Source organism: Pseudomonas sp. MG-9 (assembly GCF_018729515.1).
GTDB lineage: Bacteria > Pseudomonadota > Gammaproteobacteria > Pseudomonadales > Pseudomonadaceae > Aquipseudomonas > Aquipseudomonas serboccidentalis.
Genome location: NZ_JAHHZH010000001.1, coordinates 949,952 through 965,960 on the forward strand (window position 1 = coordinate 949,952; position 16,009 = coordinate 965,960).

The 16,009-nt window shown below is 62.4% G+C and carries 12 protein-coding genes; 8 read left to right on the forward strand and 4 right to left on the reverse strand.

Annotated elements, in window-relative coordinates:
• The first annotated feature begins 36 nt into the window (after positions 1–36).
• The 4 genes from KKQ10_RS04315 to KKQ10_RS04330 are packed head-to-tail and all read left to right on the forward strand — an operon-like array spanning position 37 to position 5,130.
• A complete protein-coding gene (locus KKQ10_RS04315; RefSeq protein ID WP_215500316.1) occupies positions 37–492 on the forward strand; it encodes a (2Fe-2S)-binding protein in 456 nt (151 codons plus the stop codon).
• The gene (locus KKQ10_RS04320) at positions 492–2,744 is read left to right on the forward strand and encodes a xanthine dehydrogenase family protein molybdopterin-binding subunit (RefSeq protein WP_215500317.1); all 2,253 of its coding nucleotides are present in this window, start codon (positions 492–494) and stop codon (positions 2,742–2,744) included. Before KKQ10_RS04315 ends, KKQ10_RS04320 begins: the two co-directional genes overlap by 1 nt.
• Positions 2,745–2,761: 17 nt before the next feature.
• Positions 2,762–4,114 carry a c-type cytochrome gene (locus tag KKQ10_RS04325; protein WP_215500318.1) on the forward strand — a complete coding sequence of 451 codons (1,353 nt, stop codon included), beginning with the start codon at positions 2,762–2,764 and terminating at the stop codon, positions 4,112–4,114.
• An 11-nt stretch (positions 4,115–4,125) separates the two neighbouring features.
• Positions 4,126–5,130, forward strand: a complete 1,005-nt coding sequence (locus KKQ10_RS04330; RefSeq protein WP_215500319.1) for an XdhC family protein — start codon at positions 4,126–4,128, stop codon at positions 5,128–5,130.
• Between the two features lie 9 nt (positions 5,131–5,139).
• Here the strand turns inward: KKQ10_RS04330 and KKQ10_RS04335 are convergent, their stop codons facing one another.
• Positions 5,140–5,727 (reverse strand): TetR/AcrR family transcriptional regulator, encoded by a 588-nt coding sequence (locus tag KKQ10_RS04335; protein WP_215500392.1) that lies wholly within the window; start codon positions 5,725–5,727, stop codon positions 5,140–5,142.
• Positions 5,728–5,876: 149 nt separating this feature from the next.
• On the opposite strand from KKQ10_RS04335, the gene KKQ10_RS04340 reads away from it, so the two are divergent.
• The 4 genes from KKQ10_RS04340 (at position 5,877) to KKQ10_RS04355 (ending at position 9,798) form a co-directional block, all read left to right on the forward strand.
• Positions 5,877–6,977 carry an alkene reductase gene (locus tag KKQ10_RS04340; protein WP_215500320.1) on the forward strand — a complete coding sequence of 367 codons (1,101 nt, stop codon included), beginning with the start codon at positions 5,877–5,879 and terminating at the stop codon, positions 6,975–6,977.
• A 39-nt stretch (positions 6,978–7,016) separates the two neighbouring features.
• Complete coding sequence (locus tag KKQ10_RS04345; RefSeq protein WP_215500321.1) at positions 7,017–7,805, forward strand: SDR family NAD(P)-dependent oxidoreductase; 789 nt, start codon at positions 7,017–7,019, stop codon at positions 7,803–7,805.
• Between the two features lie 78 nt (positions 7,806–7,883).
• Complete coding sequence (locus tag KKQ10_RS04350) at positions 7,884–8,753, forward strand: alpha/beta fold hydrolase (RefSeq protein WP_215500322.1); 870 nt, start codon at positions 7,884–7,886, stop codon at positions 8,751–8,753.
• 46 nt (positions 8,754–8,799) lie between these two features.
• Complete coding sequence (locus KKQ10_RS04355; protein WP_215500323.1) at positions 8,800–9,798, forward strand: NADP-dependent oxidoreductase; 999 nt, start codon at positions 8,800–8,802, stop codon at positions 9,796–9,798.
• A 65-nt stretch (positions 9,799–9,863) separates the two neighbouring features.
• On the opposite strand, the gene KKQ10_RS04360 is transcribed toward KKQ10_RS04355, so the two are convergent.
• The 3 genes from KKQ10_RS04360 to KKQ10_RS04370 form a co-directional block, all read right to left on the reverse strand.
• Positions 9,864–11,369: a sensor domain-containing diguanylate cyclase gene (locus KKQ10_RS04360; RefSeq protein WP_215500324.1), complete on the reverse strand. Its 1,506-nt coding sequence runs from the start codon at positions 11,367–11,369 to the stop codon at positions 9,864–9,866.
• Between the two features lie 362 nt (positions 11,370–11,731).
• Positions 11,732–14,821, reverse strand: a complete 3,090-nt coding sequence (locus KKQ10_RS04365) for an efflux RND transporter permease subunit (protein WP_215500325.1) — start codon at positions 14,819–14,821, stop codon at positions 11,732–11,734.
• On the reverse strand, positions 14,818–15,927 hold the full coding sequence (locus tag KKQ10_RS04370) for an efflux RND transporter periplasmic adaptor subunit (protein WP_215500326.1): 1,110 nt from the start codon (positions 15,925–15,927) through the stop codon (positions 14,818–14,820). Before KKQ10_RS04370 ends, KKQ10_RS04365 begins: the two co-directional genes overlap by 4 nt.
• Positions 15,928–16,009: the final 82 nt, after the last annotated feature.

A 16,009-nucleotide genomic window follows, 5' to 3' on the forward strand; every position in this document is an offset into this window, starting at 1 on the left:
ACAATGCACGTCAACCGATGATCAAGCGGGTGAACCATGGAACTACGAATCAACCAGAAGACCTATCAGGTCGATGCCGACGCCGATACGCCCTTGCTGTGGGTGATCCGCGATGACTTGGGCATGACCGGGACCAAGTACGGCTGTGGCCTGGCGCAATGCGGCGCCTGCTCGGTGTTGGTGGACGGCAATGTGGTGCGCTCGTGCGTCACGCCGGTGGCCGGTGTGGTCGACCGCGAGGTCACCACGATTGAAGCCATCGAGGCCGATGACGTGGGCAAACGGGTCGTCTCGACCTGGGTCGATCTGCAAGTCGCACAGTGCGGCTACTGCCAGTCAGGGCAGGTGATGGCGGCCACCGCGTTGCTCAAACAGAACCCCAAGCCGAGTGACGCGCAGATCGAGGCGGCGATGGTCAACCTGTGCCGCTGCGGCACGTACAACGCCATTCATGCTGCCGTGCATGAGCTTGCCGGTAAGGGAGACGCCTGATGAACGTTCGTATCGACCCTTCTCTGCAAGCATCGACACTGGCTCTGCATGATCCGGTCAACTTGTCGCGCAGACGATTCCTGACCGGCACCGCCGTCGGCGCTCTGGTGCTCGGCTTCGGCCTGCCGCTGGGGGCGACACGCGTGCAAGCTGCAGTAGCGACGGCCACTGCCGAGCGCGGCACGCAGGTGCCGGCGTTTCTGGAAATCCGCCCGGACAACCGCGTACGCCTGCTCTGCCCGTTCATGGAGGGCGGCCAAGGTACGTTCACCGCGATGGCGCAAATTGTCGGTGAGGAGCTGGATGCCGATCCGGCGACCTTCCTGGTCGAAGCCGCCCCGCCCGGTGAAGCCTATGTGGTCATGGACAACGGCATGCGCATCACCGGCGGCAGCATGTCGGTGCGCATGAGCTACCCGGTCATGCGCCGCCTCGGCGCCCTCGCCCGCGCCATGCTGCTGCAGGCCGGCGCGCAGAAGCTTGGGGTACCGGTGAGCGAGCTGACCACTGAGCCTGGCAAAGTGGTGCATGCCAAGTCGGGCCGCTCGTTGGCCTACGGTGAACTGGCCGAGCAGGCGATGGATCTGCCGGTGCCCGATCCGACTTCTGTGAAGCTGCGTGATCCGAGTCAGTTCCGCTGGATCGGCAAACCGGTCAAGCGCGTCGATGCCTACGACAAGTCCACGGGCAAGGCGCTGTACAGCATCGACCTGAAGGTCGACGACATGCTGCACGCCGCCGTTCAACATGCCCCGCGTCTGGGCATGACGGTGGGCAACCTGCGCAACGAAGACCAGGTCAAGGCGATGAAAGGCGTGCATTCCGTGCATCGCCTGCCGGGCGCCGTGGCGGTGGTTGCCGAACGCTGGTGGCACGCCAAACGTGCGGTGGAAGCAATTCAGGTCGACTGGCAGGAACCCACCGCAGACAGCCAAGTGCGGCCGATGCCCGCCGACTTTTCCAGCGATGCCTGGCTCAAGCGACTCGCTGACGATAAAGGGCCAGCCCGGGATGATGAAAATGAAGGGAACGTGGCGTCGGTTCTGACCGGGGCCAAGAGCCGGATCGACGCCACTTACCACAACCAATACCTGAACCACGGGCAACTGGAACCGCCTTCTGCGCTGGCCCGATTCAACCCGGACGGTTCGCTGGAGGTCTGGCTGCCGAATCAGGCGCCGGACATGTTCCGTGCGGACATCGCCAAACGCACGGGGCTGGATCCGTCGCGCATCACCTTGCATTCACCACTGCTGGGTGGATTCTTCGGTCGGCATTTTCTCTACGACTCGGCCAGTCCCTATCCTCAGGCGATCGCCCTGTCCAAGGCGGTTGGCCGCCCGGTCAAACTGATCTGGAGTCGCGAGGAAGAGTTCCTGCGTGACGTGCTCCGTCCGGTTGCCGCGGTGAATTTCCGCGCGGCGCTGGACAACGATGGCTGGCCGCTGGCAATCGAAGCGATCAGTGCCACCGAAGGCCCGACCGAGGCCCTCGCCGGCAAGCAGGGTGAGAAGCTCGACCCCACGGCGCTTGAAGGGTTGTCGGGCAAGTCCTACGCGATCCCCAACAAGCGGATCGCGCAGATCTACGTCAAAGGTCCGGCGATGCTGGGTTACTGGCGTTCGGTGGGCAACTCCCTCAACGACTTCTTCTATGAATCGTTCCTTGACGAACTGGCGGACAAGGGCGGCAAGGACCCGTTCGAACTGCGCCTGCACCTGCTGCGTGACAACCCGCGGCTGACCACGCTGCTGCACGCGGTGGGCGAGCTGTCGGGCGGCTGGAAGCGCGGGCCGTTTACCGCCGAGGACGGGACTAAACGTGCGCGAGGCGTGGCGATGGCTTCGCCGTTCGGCACCCAGACGGCGGTGATCGCCGAGGTGTCTATCGAGAACGGCCAGGTCAAGGTGCACGACATCTGGCAGGCGATTGACCCGGGCAGCATCGTCAATCCGGCGATTGTCGAAGCGCAGGTCAATGGCGCCGTGGCGCTGGGGCTGTCGCAGACGCTGGTGGAGGAATCCGTCTGGGTGGATGGCAAACCTCGGGCGCGCAACTACGACTTGTATCCGATCCTGCCGCCTGCGCGGATGGCCCGGGTGCACGTGCGTGTTGTCGAGAGCGGAGAAAAAATGGGTGGCATCGGCGAACCGCCATTGCCCGCCGTCGCGCCTGCCGTCGCCAATGCGGTGGCAACGCTGACCGGTCAGCGGGTGCGCAGCCTGCCCATGAGCCGACACACTTTCACCTGATCAGCGCCGGAGCGTCCATGAATAACAGCCGATTCGCAAGAACCGCAGGCTGGCTGGCAGTGCCGTGCCTGGTCGCGGCAGGCCTGCTGGCCTGGTATGTCACCCGCGAGCCTGTCTCGCGCCTGGAAAACCATCAGATCGCCGTGGCCGACATCGACCCGGCGCTGGTCACCCGTGGCGAATACGTCGCCCGGCTCAGCGATTGCGTGGCCTGTCACAGCGTGCCGGGCGGCGCGCCGTTCGCCGGCGGCCTGGAAATGGCCACACCGCTGGGCGCGATCCATGCGACCAATATCACCCCGGACACGGAAACCGGCATCGGCCACTACAGCCTGGCGGATTTCGACCGTGCCGTGCGTCACGGCGTGGCCCCCGACAGTCGCCGTCTGTATCCGGCGATGCCCTACCCGTCCTACGCCAAGCTCAGTGACGACGATGTGCGTGCGCTGTATGCGTTCTTCATGAAAGGCGTGGCGCCGGTCAAACAGGCGAACATCCCGAGTGCCATTCCCTGGCCGTTGAACCTGCGCTGGCCGATTGCAATGTGGAACGGCGTGTTTACCGACACCGAGCCCTACGTGGCCAAACCGTCGCAGGATGAACTGTGGAACCGCGGCGCGTATCTCGTTCAAGGCGCCGGGCACTGCGGCAGTTGCCATACGCCCCGTGGCCTGGCGTTCAACGAGAAGGCACTGGATGAATCCGGCACGCCATACCTCGCCGGCGCCTTGCTCGATGGCTGGTACGCGCCAAGCCTGCGCGATGATCACAACACCGGCCTGGGCCGCTGGAGCGAAGCGCAAATCGTGCAGTTCCTCAAGACCGGGCGCAACCAACACGCGGTGGTTTACGGCTCGATGACCGAGGCGTTCAACAACTCCACGCAGTTCATGAGCGACGCTGATTTGACCGCGATCGCCCACTACCTGAAATCGCTGCCCGGCGACCGCGCGCGCGATGGCGCGCCCTGGCAGTATCAAAACGCATCGGCAGCGGAACGCCCGGACACGCCCGGTGCTCATACCTACGTGACGCGCTGTGCCTCGTGCCATGGCCTGGACGGCAAGGGCCAGCCCGAATGGATGCCGCCACTGGCCGGTGCGACTTCTGCACTGGCCGGGGAAAGCGCCTCGGCGATCAACATCACCCTCAACGGTTCGCAGCGGGTCGTGGCGGCCGGAGTGCCCGACGCTTATCGCATGCCGGCCTTCCGTGAGCAGTTGTCGGATCAGCAGATCGCCGAAGTGCTGAGCTTCATGCGCAGCGCCTGGGGCAATCAGGGCAGTGCTGTGGATGCGCAGACGGTGGGCAAGCTGCGTGAACGCACCGATCCGGCCAGCAGCAGCCCGATCATCCTGCAGATGCGCTAGAGGAGAAACGGATGGAAAGTATCGACTTGCTGGTCCTGCGCACGGCGCGGGACTGGCTCGCCGCCGGCGAGCGCGTGCTGCTCGCCACGGTGGCGCGCACCTGGGGTTCTTCGCCGCGCCCGACAGGGTCGATGATGGCCCTGCGGGACGACGGTCGCGTGGTGGGCAGCGTGTCCGGCGGCTGCATCGAGGATGACCTGATCCATCGCTACACCACGGCCCATGGCGGCAGCGGTTTCAGCGACAGCGCACCGCAAGTGGTGCGCTATGGCGTCAGCGCCGATGAGGCGCATCGCTTCGGCTTGCCCTGCGGCGGCACGCTTGAACTGATCCTTGAGTTCAACCCCGCGTGGCCGTCACTCGACGAGCTGCTGACGCAACTGGACGCCGGGCAACTGGTTCGCCGTCAGCTCGCGTTGGCGACCGGTCAGGTCACGCTCGAACCCACCGCGACGCCGGAACAATTCAGCTTTGATGGCGCGCAGATGCTCAACACCCTGGGGCCGGGCTATCGGATGCTGATGATCGGTGCCGGCGCGCTGGCCGAGTATCTGGCGACCATGGCGTTGTTCAACGGCTTCAAGGTCGCGGTGTGCGACCCGCGTCCCGAGTACATCGAGACCTGGGCGGTAGACGGCGTGGAGCGCATTGTCGGCATGCCGGATGACGTGGTTCGCGATTTCGCGGTGGATCTGCGCACCTGCATTGTCGCCCTGAGCCATGACCCCAAACTCGACGATCTGGCCTTGCTCGAAGCGCTCCACGGCCCGGCGTTCTATATCGGTGCCATCGGCTCGCGGCGTAACAGCCAGCTGCGCCGCGAACGCCTGATCGAGCATTTTGGTGAGACCCAGGCGTCACTTGAGCGCCTGCACGGGCCAATCGGCCTCTACATCGGCAGCAAGACACCTGCGGAAATCGCGGTCAGCGTGATGGCCGAGATTCTTGCGGCGAAGAATGGCGCCCGCCTGCCGAAAGCGTTTTCCATCGCCAGGGCCAAAGCGCTCGCAGAATGAGCCGCGCGGCTACTGCGCGTCGACGTCATCGGCCGGCAATGAAGCCAGCATCTGCGCGCGGCACACCTCAAGAATCTCGTCCGCCAGCGCGGAATCATCCGGGCAGGCGCGCGACAGGATAATCGCGCCGACCGCCCGTGCCAGCAGGTCGATCATCTTCCTTCGCCCCTCACCCGCTTCGGCATCCGGCCCCGTCGGGTATTTGTCTCCCAGGGTTTGCAGGGTGTGCTCAATGCCCTCGGCAAACGTCGCTTTCACTTCGTCCGACTGACGCGCTGCGTCGCCGCCCAACGCGGCCAGGGTGCATCCGCAGCCGCGACCGTCCCGATGTTCCCTCGTCAGATAGACGTTGAGGAAACCCGGCACATCCAGCGCTTGGGCGGCGTTCAGCGATTTGGCAAGACTGCAGGCCGAGGCTTCGGCCATGAGATCGGCCTTCGACCCGAAGTGTTTGTAGAAGCCTCCGTGGGTGAAGCCGGCGGCCGCCATGAGATCCGCCACACCGACGCCGTCAAAGCCACGTTCACGGAACATCTCAGAGGCCGTCTCAACGATGTGTTCTCGATTGGCCTGCGCCTGGGCCTTGGTCACTCTCACGTGCAATACCTCGTGTTTACCGGGAAATCCTGCGTTCGATGATACATAGATGTTGTCCATAATCAAAACCATTGACAGTTTAGATTTCGATCATCATCCTAATTGCACGCATCACCGATCTCCATCAACGGGCACGGAAGATTCATCAGATGACCCAGCAGACTTTGTTCACCTCTTACTCGCTCGGCAGCCTCACGCTGTCGAACCGCGTCGTTCTCGCACCGCTGACACGCAACCGCGCAGGCCAGGGCTTTGTCCCCAGCGAATTCGCGGCCACCTACTACAGCCAACGCGCCAGCGCCGGCTTGCTGATCAGCGAAGCCACCCAGATTTCCCGACAGGGCCAGGGTTACCAGGACACCCCGGGGATCTACACGCAGGCGCAGATTGACGGCTGGCGTGCAGTGACCGATGCCGTGCATGCCAAGGGCGGAAAAATCTTCCTGCAACTGTGGCATGTCGGCCGCGTGTCACACGTTGATCTACAAGAAAACGGCGCCGCCCCCGTGGCCCCTTCTGCGCTGCGTGCCGCCACCAAAGTGTTCGTCAACAATCGCTTTGAAGACGTCTCCGAGCCGCGCGCACTGGACATCAGCGAACTGCCGGGGATCGTCGCCGATTTCCGCCAGGCTGCGGCCAACGCGGTCGCTGCCGGGTTCGATGGCGTGGAGATTCATGGCGCGAACGGCTATTTGCTGGATCAGTTCCTCAAGGACAGCGCCAATCTGCGTACCGATGCTTACGGCGGCTCGATTGAAAATCGTGCGCGTCTGTTGCTCGAAGTGACGGCGGCCGTGATCAATGAAATCGGCGCGGATCGCACCGGTGTGCGCCTGTCTCCGGTGTCGCCGGCCAATGGCGTATCCAGCAGTGATCCGCAGGCGCAATTCGATTACGTCGTCGAGCAACTCGACGCCCTCGGCGTGGTTTACCTGCACATGGTCGAAGGTGCGACCGGTGGCCCGCGTGACGTGGCGCCCTTCGATTTCGGCGCCCTGCGCCAGCGCTTCAAAAACACCTACATCGCCAACAACGGCTATGACCTGGACCTGGCGACTGCAAGGCTCGCTGACGACCAGGCCGACCTGATCGCCTTCGGTCGCCCGTTCATTGGCAACCCGGATCTGGTGGAGCGCCTCAAGCGTGGCGCGCCGCTGTCCGCGTTCAATCCCGCCACCCTCTATGGCGGCGGTGCAGCAGGCTACATCGACTACCCGACATTGGCTGAATCGAGCGCCAGCGCAAGCTGAACGCTTTCTATTTCTCACACCCTGAAAAAGAGATACCCCATGAGCACTCGCCCTACTGTTCTTGTCACTGGCGCCTCCACCGGCATTGGCGCGGTCTACGCCGAGCGCTTCGCGCAACGCGGTCACGATCTGGTCCTGGTCGCCCGCGATCAGGCTCGCCTGGACGCACTGGCCGCGCGCTTGCGCAGCGAACACGGCGTCGCCGTCGATGTCATTGCGGCGGACCTGACCCAACCCGGCGATCTGACAAGCGTCGAATCCCGCCTGCGCGACGACGCCCGTATCGGCATCCTCGTCAATAACGCCGGCGCCGCGCTGTCCGGCAACTTCATCGATCAAAGTACCGACAGCGTTGCGCAACTGGTTGCCCTCAACACCACGGCGCTGGTGCGGCTCGCCAGCGCCATCGCCCCGCGCCTGGCCAAAGCCGGCGACGGTGCGATCATCAACATCGGTTCGGTGGTGGGCCTGGCGCCGGAGTTCGGCATGACGGTCTACGGTGCGACCAAGGCCTTTGTGCTGTTCCTTTCCCAGGGCCTGAGCCTGGAGCTCTCGCCTCAGGGCGTCTACGTGCAGGCCGTGTTGCCGGCCACCACCCGCACGGAAATCTGGGATCGCTCCGGCGTCGACATCAACACCCTGAGCGAAATCATGGAAGTGGGCGATCTGGTAGACGCTGCACTGGTCGGTTTCGATCGTCGCGAACCGGTGACCATTCCGCCGCTGCACGAAGCTGAACGCTGGGATGGCCTGCAGACTGCACGTCAGGGCCTGCTGCAGCAGATCCGCCAGTCGGCGGTTGCCGAGCGCTACCAGAGCCAACCGTGATCTTTCAGTAGCGAGCATTCGCGACGGATTCGATGCAGGAAGATACGGCATCGAATCCGGCCGCTGTCCGGAGTAGACATGAATTCAATGCAGACAAATCCCCCCTCGGCTTCGTCGAGGTCGTTCATCAACGCGGCGAACCAGTCGATCACGGTCAACGGTGTTCGCTTTGCCTATCGCGACAGCGGCCCCGCAACCGGCGTGCCCCTTGTGCTGTTCAACCATTGGGGCGCCGTACTGGACAACTTCGACCCCGTAATCATCGATCATCTGGCGCAAACCCGGCGCGTCATCATCACCGACTATCGCGGCATCGGCGGCTCGGGTGGCACCGCTCCACTGACCGTCGGTGAAATGGCTGACGATGCCATCCGGTTGATCCAGGCGCTGGGGCTGGTAACCGTTGATGTGCTCGGTTTCTCCCTCGGCGGCTTCGTCGCTCAGGACATCGCCCTGAAAGCACCTGATCGGGTGCGGCGTTTGATTCTCACCGGCACCGGGCCGGCCGGCGGCAGCGGTATCGACAAGGTCGGCCCGGTGTCGTGGCCATTGATTCTCAAAGGCTTGCTGACCCTGCGCGATCCCAAGTTCTACCTGTTCTTTACTTCGACGCTCAACGGTCGTCGAGCCGCTTCGCAGTATCTGCAACGCCTGAAAGCACGCAAAAACAATCGCGACAAAGGCCCGACGCCCCGCGCGTTCCTGCGGCAGTTGAAAGCCATCACCGCGTGGGGCCAGCAGGCGCCGCAAGACCTCGGGCGTTTGCGCGCGCCGACGCTGATCGTCAACGGCGACACCGACATCATGGTGCCCAGCGTCAATTCGTTTGAGCTGGCCAAGCGTATCCCCAACGCAGAGCTGGTGATTTATGAGGACGCCGGGCACGGCGGCATTTTCCAGCATCACACTGATTTTGTGGCCAAGGCCCAGGCGTTTCTCGATGCCTGACCACGCACCGGCTACCCTCCTTACAACCGACAAGAGCCGCACCCCGATGAAAGCCTTTCTGATTGATCGCTATGGCAAGCACCCCGGACGCATCGGCGAAGCGCCCGCCCCCGTCGTGGGTGCCCACGACGTCTTGATCGAGATCCATGCCAGCAGCGTCAACGTGCTGGACTCGAAGATCAGCAAAGGCGAATTCAAGCTGATCCTGCCCTACTCGTTTCCGCTGATCATGGGTAACGACCTGGCAGGCGTGGTGATTGCGGTGGGCTCGCAGGTGACACGCTTCAAAGCGGGAGACGCGGTGTACGCCCGCCCGCCAGAAACGCGGATCGGTACGTTCGCTGAGTTGATCGCCGTGAACGAAAACGCGATCGCCCTGAAACCGGCCAATACCAGCATGGCGCAAGCCGCTTCCCTGCCCTTGGTGGCATTGACGGCCTGGCAAGTGCTGGTCGACACCGCCCGACTGCAAAAGGGCCAGAAAGTGCTGATTCATGCCGGCTCCGGTGGCGTCGGCACCGTTGCCATTCAGCTCGCCAAACACCTTGGCGCCTTTGTCGCGACCACCACCAGTACCGCGAATGTCGAATGGGTCAAAGCGTTGGGGGCCGATCAGGTGATCGACTACACCCGGCAGAACTTCGAAAGTGTCTTGCACGGCTACGACGTGGTGTTGAACAGCCTCGGCGCCGATGTCCTGGAAAAATCACTCAAGGTGCTCAAGCCCGGTGGCCAGCTGATTTCCATCTCCGGGCCGCCCACCGCGCAATTCGCCCAGGAGCAGGGTTTGTCCTGGCCGTTGCAGCAAGTCATGCGCTTGCTGAGCCTCGGTATACGGCGCAAGGCACGCAAGCAGGACGTCAGTTACAGGTTTGTGTTCATGCGTGCCAACGGCGCACAACTGCAACAAATCAGCGCACTCGTCGAGGCCGGCATCATCAAACCGGTGATTGATCGCGCCTTCACTTTTGAGGCAACGGCAGAGGCGCTGAAGTACGTCGAACAGGGACGGGCCAAGGGCAAGGTGGTTGTCACGATCAAATGACTACGCCGGGTTTCGATGAACCCAGCGTGCAGTGCAAACGCATCCAGGCGCGCCGAAAACGCAGCTCACCCATGCCCCTTCACAAACTGGTTACGCCCCAGCGCCTTGGCGTTGTACAGCGCCTGGTCTGCCACCTCGATCAGCCCTTGCAGATGTTCCAGTTGCGACCCCGTGGCCGTCGCGATCCCGATGCTCACACTCAGTCGTCCGAACGGGCTGGCGTGGTGCGGGATGTTCTCTTGCTGCAGGCGGTCAAGGATGAGCTGCGCCACCACCGCAGCGCCGTCCCCGTCGGTGTCCGGCATGATCACGCCCATCTCCTCGCCACCATAACGCGCCACCAGATCCGACGGGCGTCGCACGCAGGCCTCGAGGATTTTGCCCACGGCTTGCAGACAGGCATCGCCGGCGACATGCCCGAACGAGTCGTTGTACAGCTTGAAGTAGTCGATATCGATCATCAGCAACGCCAGCGTCGTGCGGTCACGTTTTGCCCGCCGGGCTTCCATCGCGAGGCTCTCGTCAAAGCAGCGCCGATTGGCCAGCCCCGTCAGGGCGTCTTTCATCGCCAGTAACTCAAGCTGGCGATTGGATGACAGCAACTGCTGCTGCGTCCCGCGCAACTGATCCTCTGCCTTGGTGCGCCGACGGATATCCAGGATCAGGAACCAGCCGATCAGGCCCGTCAGCCCCAGCAGCCCGGTCACCACCACCGCCGACAGCCATGCCTCCATGCGCCACGCCGCGAGCGCTTCGTGCTTGCCAAGGGCGACGGTGGTGATCAATGGCAGCCGATCGCTCTTGCGGAAGGCGTAGAGCCGCTCGACGCCATCCAGGCTGGAGGTATACGACGCCGTGCCGACTGAACGATCGACGAGGTACTTGGCATAGATCGGCGATTTGGAAAAGTTGCGCCCCATGTCCTGCTCGCGGAACGGATAGCGCACCAGCAACGTACCATCGGTATAGGACAAGCCGATGGCGCCCTCCTGCCCAACGTCGATCTGGCCAAACAGGCGCAGGAAGTTTTCGACCCCCAGGGTAACCGCCACCACGCCGGCAAACTCGCCACCGGGACCATTGAAACGGCGGCTGACGGTGATCACCCATTCCTGATTGGAGCGGCTCTGAATCGGTGGACCGATAAAGGTCTCGCGGGAGGGATCGTCGCGATGATGAATGAAATAGACCCGGTCACGGCTGTTCGCCCCGGCGGGAATCGGCTGGTTGGAAGACATCAGCCAGCGCCCCTGATTATCGTAGATGGTGATGCCACTGAGCTGTGGCATCAACGGTTCCTGACGGTTGATCAGAGCACTCAGCCGCTCGATCTGCGCCGGACCACTGCCTTCGGTTTCCAGACGTTCGACGAGGCCGAGCAACAGCAACGAACTTTGCCGGACGATGCCTTCGGAGTACGTCGCAAGCGCCTGAGTCAGGTTCAAGCCATGGACGTTGACTTCCTCCAGTGCCCGTTCACGAGAGGCCAATACTTTCCAGACCGTCAGTGACGCCAGGGAACAGCCGATCACCAACAACAAAAGTACTACCAGATGGGTGTCACGCTTCACATTACTACCTTTGGGAAAGTCCGGTTTTCCGTTCCAGCGACTAATGGGTCGACTCAATGGCTGCAGCCGCCTGTCCTTGTCGTGAGCAAGGATACAAGCAGCGGTGAATCGCTGCAGCAACAGATTATGTGGCGGACTAAAGTACATTTCTGCTGCGCAGCGCCTCGTCCAGACGAGACGCGTCAGAGACTTCAAGAGAGAGGATTCGCACCGGGCGAAACGATGACAAGCATGCCAGCCCAAACTATCGCCAGGCTTTCAGGATTTGATTTGCCCGGGAATACCGAGGCAACGGACGCAGGCTGTACCCGCGAAGGGCAAAGAGGCCTGCCGGAGCAGGCCTCGATTTCAGGCGTCTGGATCTAAGCCGGGCTGACTGTTTCGATCTGCCCATTATCGTCAGGACGAATCTTGAACCAGATCGAGTACATCGCTGGCAGGAACACCAGCGTCATGATGGTTCCGACGAACGTGCCGCCGATAAGGGTATAGGCCAGCGTCCCCCAGAACACCGAGTGTGTCAGGGGAATAAAGGCCAGGATCGCCGCCATCGCCGTTAACAGCACCGGTCGGGCACGTTGCACCGTGGCTTCGACAACCGCGTGAAACGGGTCCAGCCCTTCTTGCGTGTTGTGATGAATCTGCCCGATCAGAATCAGCGTATTGCGCATCAGGATCCCCGACAGTGCAATCAAACCGACCAGCGCATTGATGCCAAACGGCTGATTGAAGATGAGCAGCGTCGGCACCACACCAATCAAGCCTAACGGCGAGGTGAGGAACACCATGATCATCGCCGAGATCGAACGAACCTGCACAATGATGATGATCAGGGTCATGGCGATCATGATCGGCAGCAGTGGCAGAATCGCCTTGCCCGCCTTGCCGGACTCCTCGATGGCGCCCGCCTGCTCAATCCGGTAACCGGAAGGCAGTTGCTCGATGATCGGCTGCAACTGCTTGAGGATCACACTCGACACATCCGGTGGCTGCAAGCCTTCGGCAATGTCGCCACGCACCGTGATGGTCGGGGTGCGATCACGCCGGCGCAGGATCGGATCCTCCATGCGTACATCGACCTCGCCTATCTGCGACAACGGGATACGCTGGCCCGACGCGCCGACTAACGTGAAGCCTCTGATCTGCTCGGGGTCGAGCCGGATATCGCCCGCTGCCCGCCCCACGACCTGCACTGAACGAATATCCTCACGCACCGCCGTGATCGGTACTCCGTTCAGCAGGAACTGCAATTGCTGTGCAACCGCATTCGATGTCAGCCCCACCGCCTGCAAGCGATCCTGATCGAGGCTGAAATGCAACGCCGGAGTCAGCGGGCCCCAGTCGGTGTTCACGGTTCTCATCATGGGGCTATCCTGCATCACGCCCCTCACCTGCTCGGCGATATCGCGCAATTTCGCCGGATCAGGCCCCATCACCCGGTAGGCCACCGGAAATGGCGAGTAAGGACCGAACACGATTTGCGAGGCCCTGAGGCGAGCTTCCGGGGCGAGCCCTTCGGCAACGGCTTGACGAAAACGGACCTTGAGGGTTTCCCGTGCTTCCTGACTGTCGGTCAGCACCACGATCTTGGCGAATGACGGATCGGGCAGTTCCGGCGCCATCGCCAGGAAGAATCGTGGTGCCCCCTGGCCGATATAGGCCGTGACGATTTTTGCCTCTTCCTGCTGGTGCAGCCAGGCCTCAACCTTGGCAGCCGTGGCACTGGTCTGCTCGATGGAAGTGCCGTAGGGCATTTGCACCTCGATCATCACCTCGGGCCGGTCAGAGGTCGGGAAGAACTGCTTCTTCACCAGGCCCATGCCTGGAACCGCCACCAGGAACAGCATGACAACCGTGCCTGCGACCAGCCATTTGCGGGCAATGACCCCTGTCAGAATCCGGCGGAAACGGTTGTAGCGCGGCGTGTCGTAGATAGCCGCATGCCCACCTTCGACGGTCTTGATGTCTGGCAACAATTTCACGCCCAGATACGGCGTGAAAGCCACCGCGACGACCCAGGAAGCGATCAGGGCAATACCCACGATCCAGAACATGTTGCTGGTGTATTCGCCGGCAGTGGACTGAGCGAAACCGTTCGGCAGAAAACCGATCGCCGTCACCAGGGTACCGGACAGCATCGGCGCCGCCGTATGACTCCACGCATAGGCCGAAGCCTTGATGCGATCGTAGCCCTCCTCCATTTTCACCACCATCATTTCAATGGCAATGATGGCGTCATCGACCAACAGCCCGAGCGCCAGGATCAATGACCCGAGGGTGATACGGTCGAAATTCTTGCCGGTGGCCGCCATCACCACAAACACGATCGCCAGGGTCAACGGCACGGCCGCAGCAACCACGACGCCGACACGCCAGCCCATACTCAGAAAGCAGACCAGCATGACCACCAGCAGCGCGACAAAGAACTTGACCATGAACTCGCCGACGGCCGAGTCGATATTCACCGCCTGGTCGGTGACCTTGGAGAGGCTCATGCCCAAGGGCATTTCCTCATTGATCCTGACGGTCTCTGCATCCAGCGCCTTGCCAAGATCAAGACCGTTCCAGCCCTCGCGCATCACAACGCCCAGCAACAGCGCATCTTCGCCGTTATTGCGCACCCGAAAGGTGGCCGGGTCTTCGTAACCGCGTTCGACCGTCGCCACATCCGAGAGCTTGAGTGTCCGCCCCTGCACGATCACAGGGGTGTCGCGAATTTTCTGCAGTGTGTCGAACGCGCCATCGAGACGCAGAAAAACCTGTGGCCCGCTGGTGTCGATTGATCCGGCCGGGGTCAGTACGTTCTGACTGTTCAGCGCGGCGAAGATATCCTGCGGTGACAAGCCCAAGGTCGCCAACCGGTCATGCGAGAACGAAACAAATATCCGTTCGGCTTGCTCGCCGATGATGTTGACCTTCTTCACCCCCGGCACATGCAACAGGCGCTGTCGCATGGACTCCGCATCGCGTACCAGCAGGCGCTGCGGCTCGCCTTTGGCTTTGAGGGCGAACAGCGCAAAGGTCACGTCCGAATATTCATCGTTGACCATCGGCCCGATGACGCCCGCCGGCAACTTGATGGCTTCATCGTCGAGTTTTTTACGCGCCTGATAGAACTCCTCCTGCACTTGCGATGGGGGCGTGCTATCGAGCAACGAGACCATGGTGAAAGCCAGCCCTGGCCGCGTATAGGTTTCCGAGCGGTCGTACCACTTGAGTTCTTGCAGGCGTTTTTCCAGTGGCTCCGCGACCTGATCCTGCATCTCCTGCGCAGTCGCTCCCGGCCACGCGGTAATGACGGTCAACTGCTTGACCGTAAACGGAGGATCTTCGGCACGCCCCAACTGGAAGAACGACAAGATGCCGGCAACGGCGATCAGAAAAATCAGAAAGACCGTGATCGCTCGCTCGCGAACGGCGATGGCGGAAATGTTGAATCGTCCCTCGTTCATGGACGACTCCCGGCAACCGTCGCTTCACTCTGCGCAGGCATTCTCACGGTCTCCCCTTCGCGCAACAGATGAGCGCCCAGCGCGACAATCTGCTCGCCGACGTTGAGATCGCCGACCACTCGCGCCGAATCGTCGCTCAACCCCAGCACCTGAACCCGTCGCCAGGTCACTGTTGGCGGTGTGCCGGCGATGACCCACACGCCAGGACCTTTACCCGGGTCGTAAACCGCAGCGATGGGCACTCGCAACGACACCACGGGTGCGGAGCCCTCGGCGATACTGAGGGTGACGGTCGAACCGATCGGTGCATTGGCCAATGCGCCCTCCAGTACATACCGCGCCTCAAACGTGCGCGTCGTACGGTCTGCCGAGTCCGACAGCAACCGCAGTTTTGCTGTCACGGCACCCGAGACGTCGCCATAGAGCGTGGCTTGCGCGGTGGATCCTGCTGCGGGACGCACGGTCTCGGGCAGGTGCACGATGGCCTCGCGCTGCCCTGCCCGCGCCAGACGAACCACCGGTTGGCCCGGGCTGACGACCTGCCCTGGCTCGGCGAGTGTTTCCACCACAACACCGTCAGCATCGGCGACCAACACCGCATAACCCGAGGCATTGCGGGCGACGTCCGCTTGCGCTTCAGCGGCGCTGAGCTGCGCCTTGGCCGTGTCTGCGGCCGCTTTGATCTGATCGTAGGCCGATGCCGAAATAGCGCCGGCGGCAACCAGATCGCGATAGCGGGCCTCGTCATCGGCTGTCTGCCTGGCACGGGCTCGAGCGGCGATGACTGACTCCTGCTGTGCTCGCGCTTGCAGCCCGAGGTCGATGGGGTCGAGACGCATCAGCAGCTGACCACGCTTGACGGTCTGCCCCGTATCAACCAATCGCTCGAGCACCTTGCCCGATACGCGGAACCCCAGGTCACCCTGGACGCGCGCAGCCACCACGCCGGTGAAAGACCGAGCACCGTCAGACGAAGCCTGAACAGCAGTGGTCCTGACCAAAGGCGCCTGCGTACGCGGGTCTGCAACGGTGGAGGAATCACCGCACGCCGCCAGGGCGAGAGGCAACAGGCATGCGGCAATGGGAAAAGGTCGGAGCCGGCGCATAGGTTCCCTTACTGAAATAGGATGAGCATCATATTCTCAGCCTAGTGACCAGTATCGTCAATAGTCACAAGCAGTGAAGTGT

Bases quoted from the DNA above. Each gene is read 5' to 3' on its own strand.
- KKQ10_RS04325 (WP_215500318.1), top strand. From the start codon at position 2,762: ATGAATAACAGCCGATTCGCAAGAACCGCAGGCTGGCTGGCAGTGCCG.
- KKQ10_RS04345 (WP_215500321.1), top strand. From the start codon at position 7,017: ATGAGCACTCGCCCTACTGTTCTTGTCACTGGCGCCTCCACCGGCATT.
- KKQ10_RS04315 (WP_215500316.1), top strand. From the start codon at position 37: ATGGAACTACGAATCAACCAGAAGACCTATCAGGTCGATGCCGACGCC.
- KKQ10_RS04340 (WP_215500320.1), top strand. From the start codon at position 5,877: ATGACCCAGCAGACTTTGTTCACCTCTTACTCGCTCGGCAGCCTCACG.
- KKQ10_RS04355 (WP_215500323.1), top strand. From the start codon at position 8,800: ATGAAAGCCTTTCTGATTGATCGCTATGGCAAGCACCCCGGACGCATC.
- KKQ10_RS04330 (WP_215500319.1), top strand. From the start codon at position 4,126: ATGGAAAGTATCGACTTGCTGGTCCTGCGCACGGCGCGGGACTGGCTC.
- KKQ10_RS04365 (WP_215500325.1), bottom strand. From the start codon at position 14,821: ATGAACGAGGGACGATTCAACATTTCCGCCATCGCCGTTCGCGAGCGA.
- KKQ10_RS04350 (WP_215500322.1), top strand. From the start codon at position 7,884: ATGAATTCAATGCAGACAAATCCCCCCTCGGCTTCGTCGAGGTCGTTC.
- KKQ10_RS04320 (WP_215500317.1), top strand. From the start codon at position 492: ATGAACGTTCGTATCGACCCTTCTCTGCAAGCATCGACACTGGCTCTG.
- KKQ10_RS04370 (WP_215500326.1), bottom strand. From the start codon at position 15,927: ATGCGCCGGCTCCGACCTTTTCCCATTGCCGCATGCCTGTTGCCTCTC.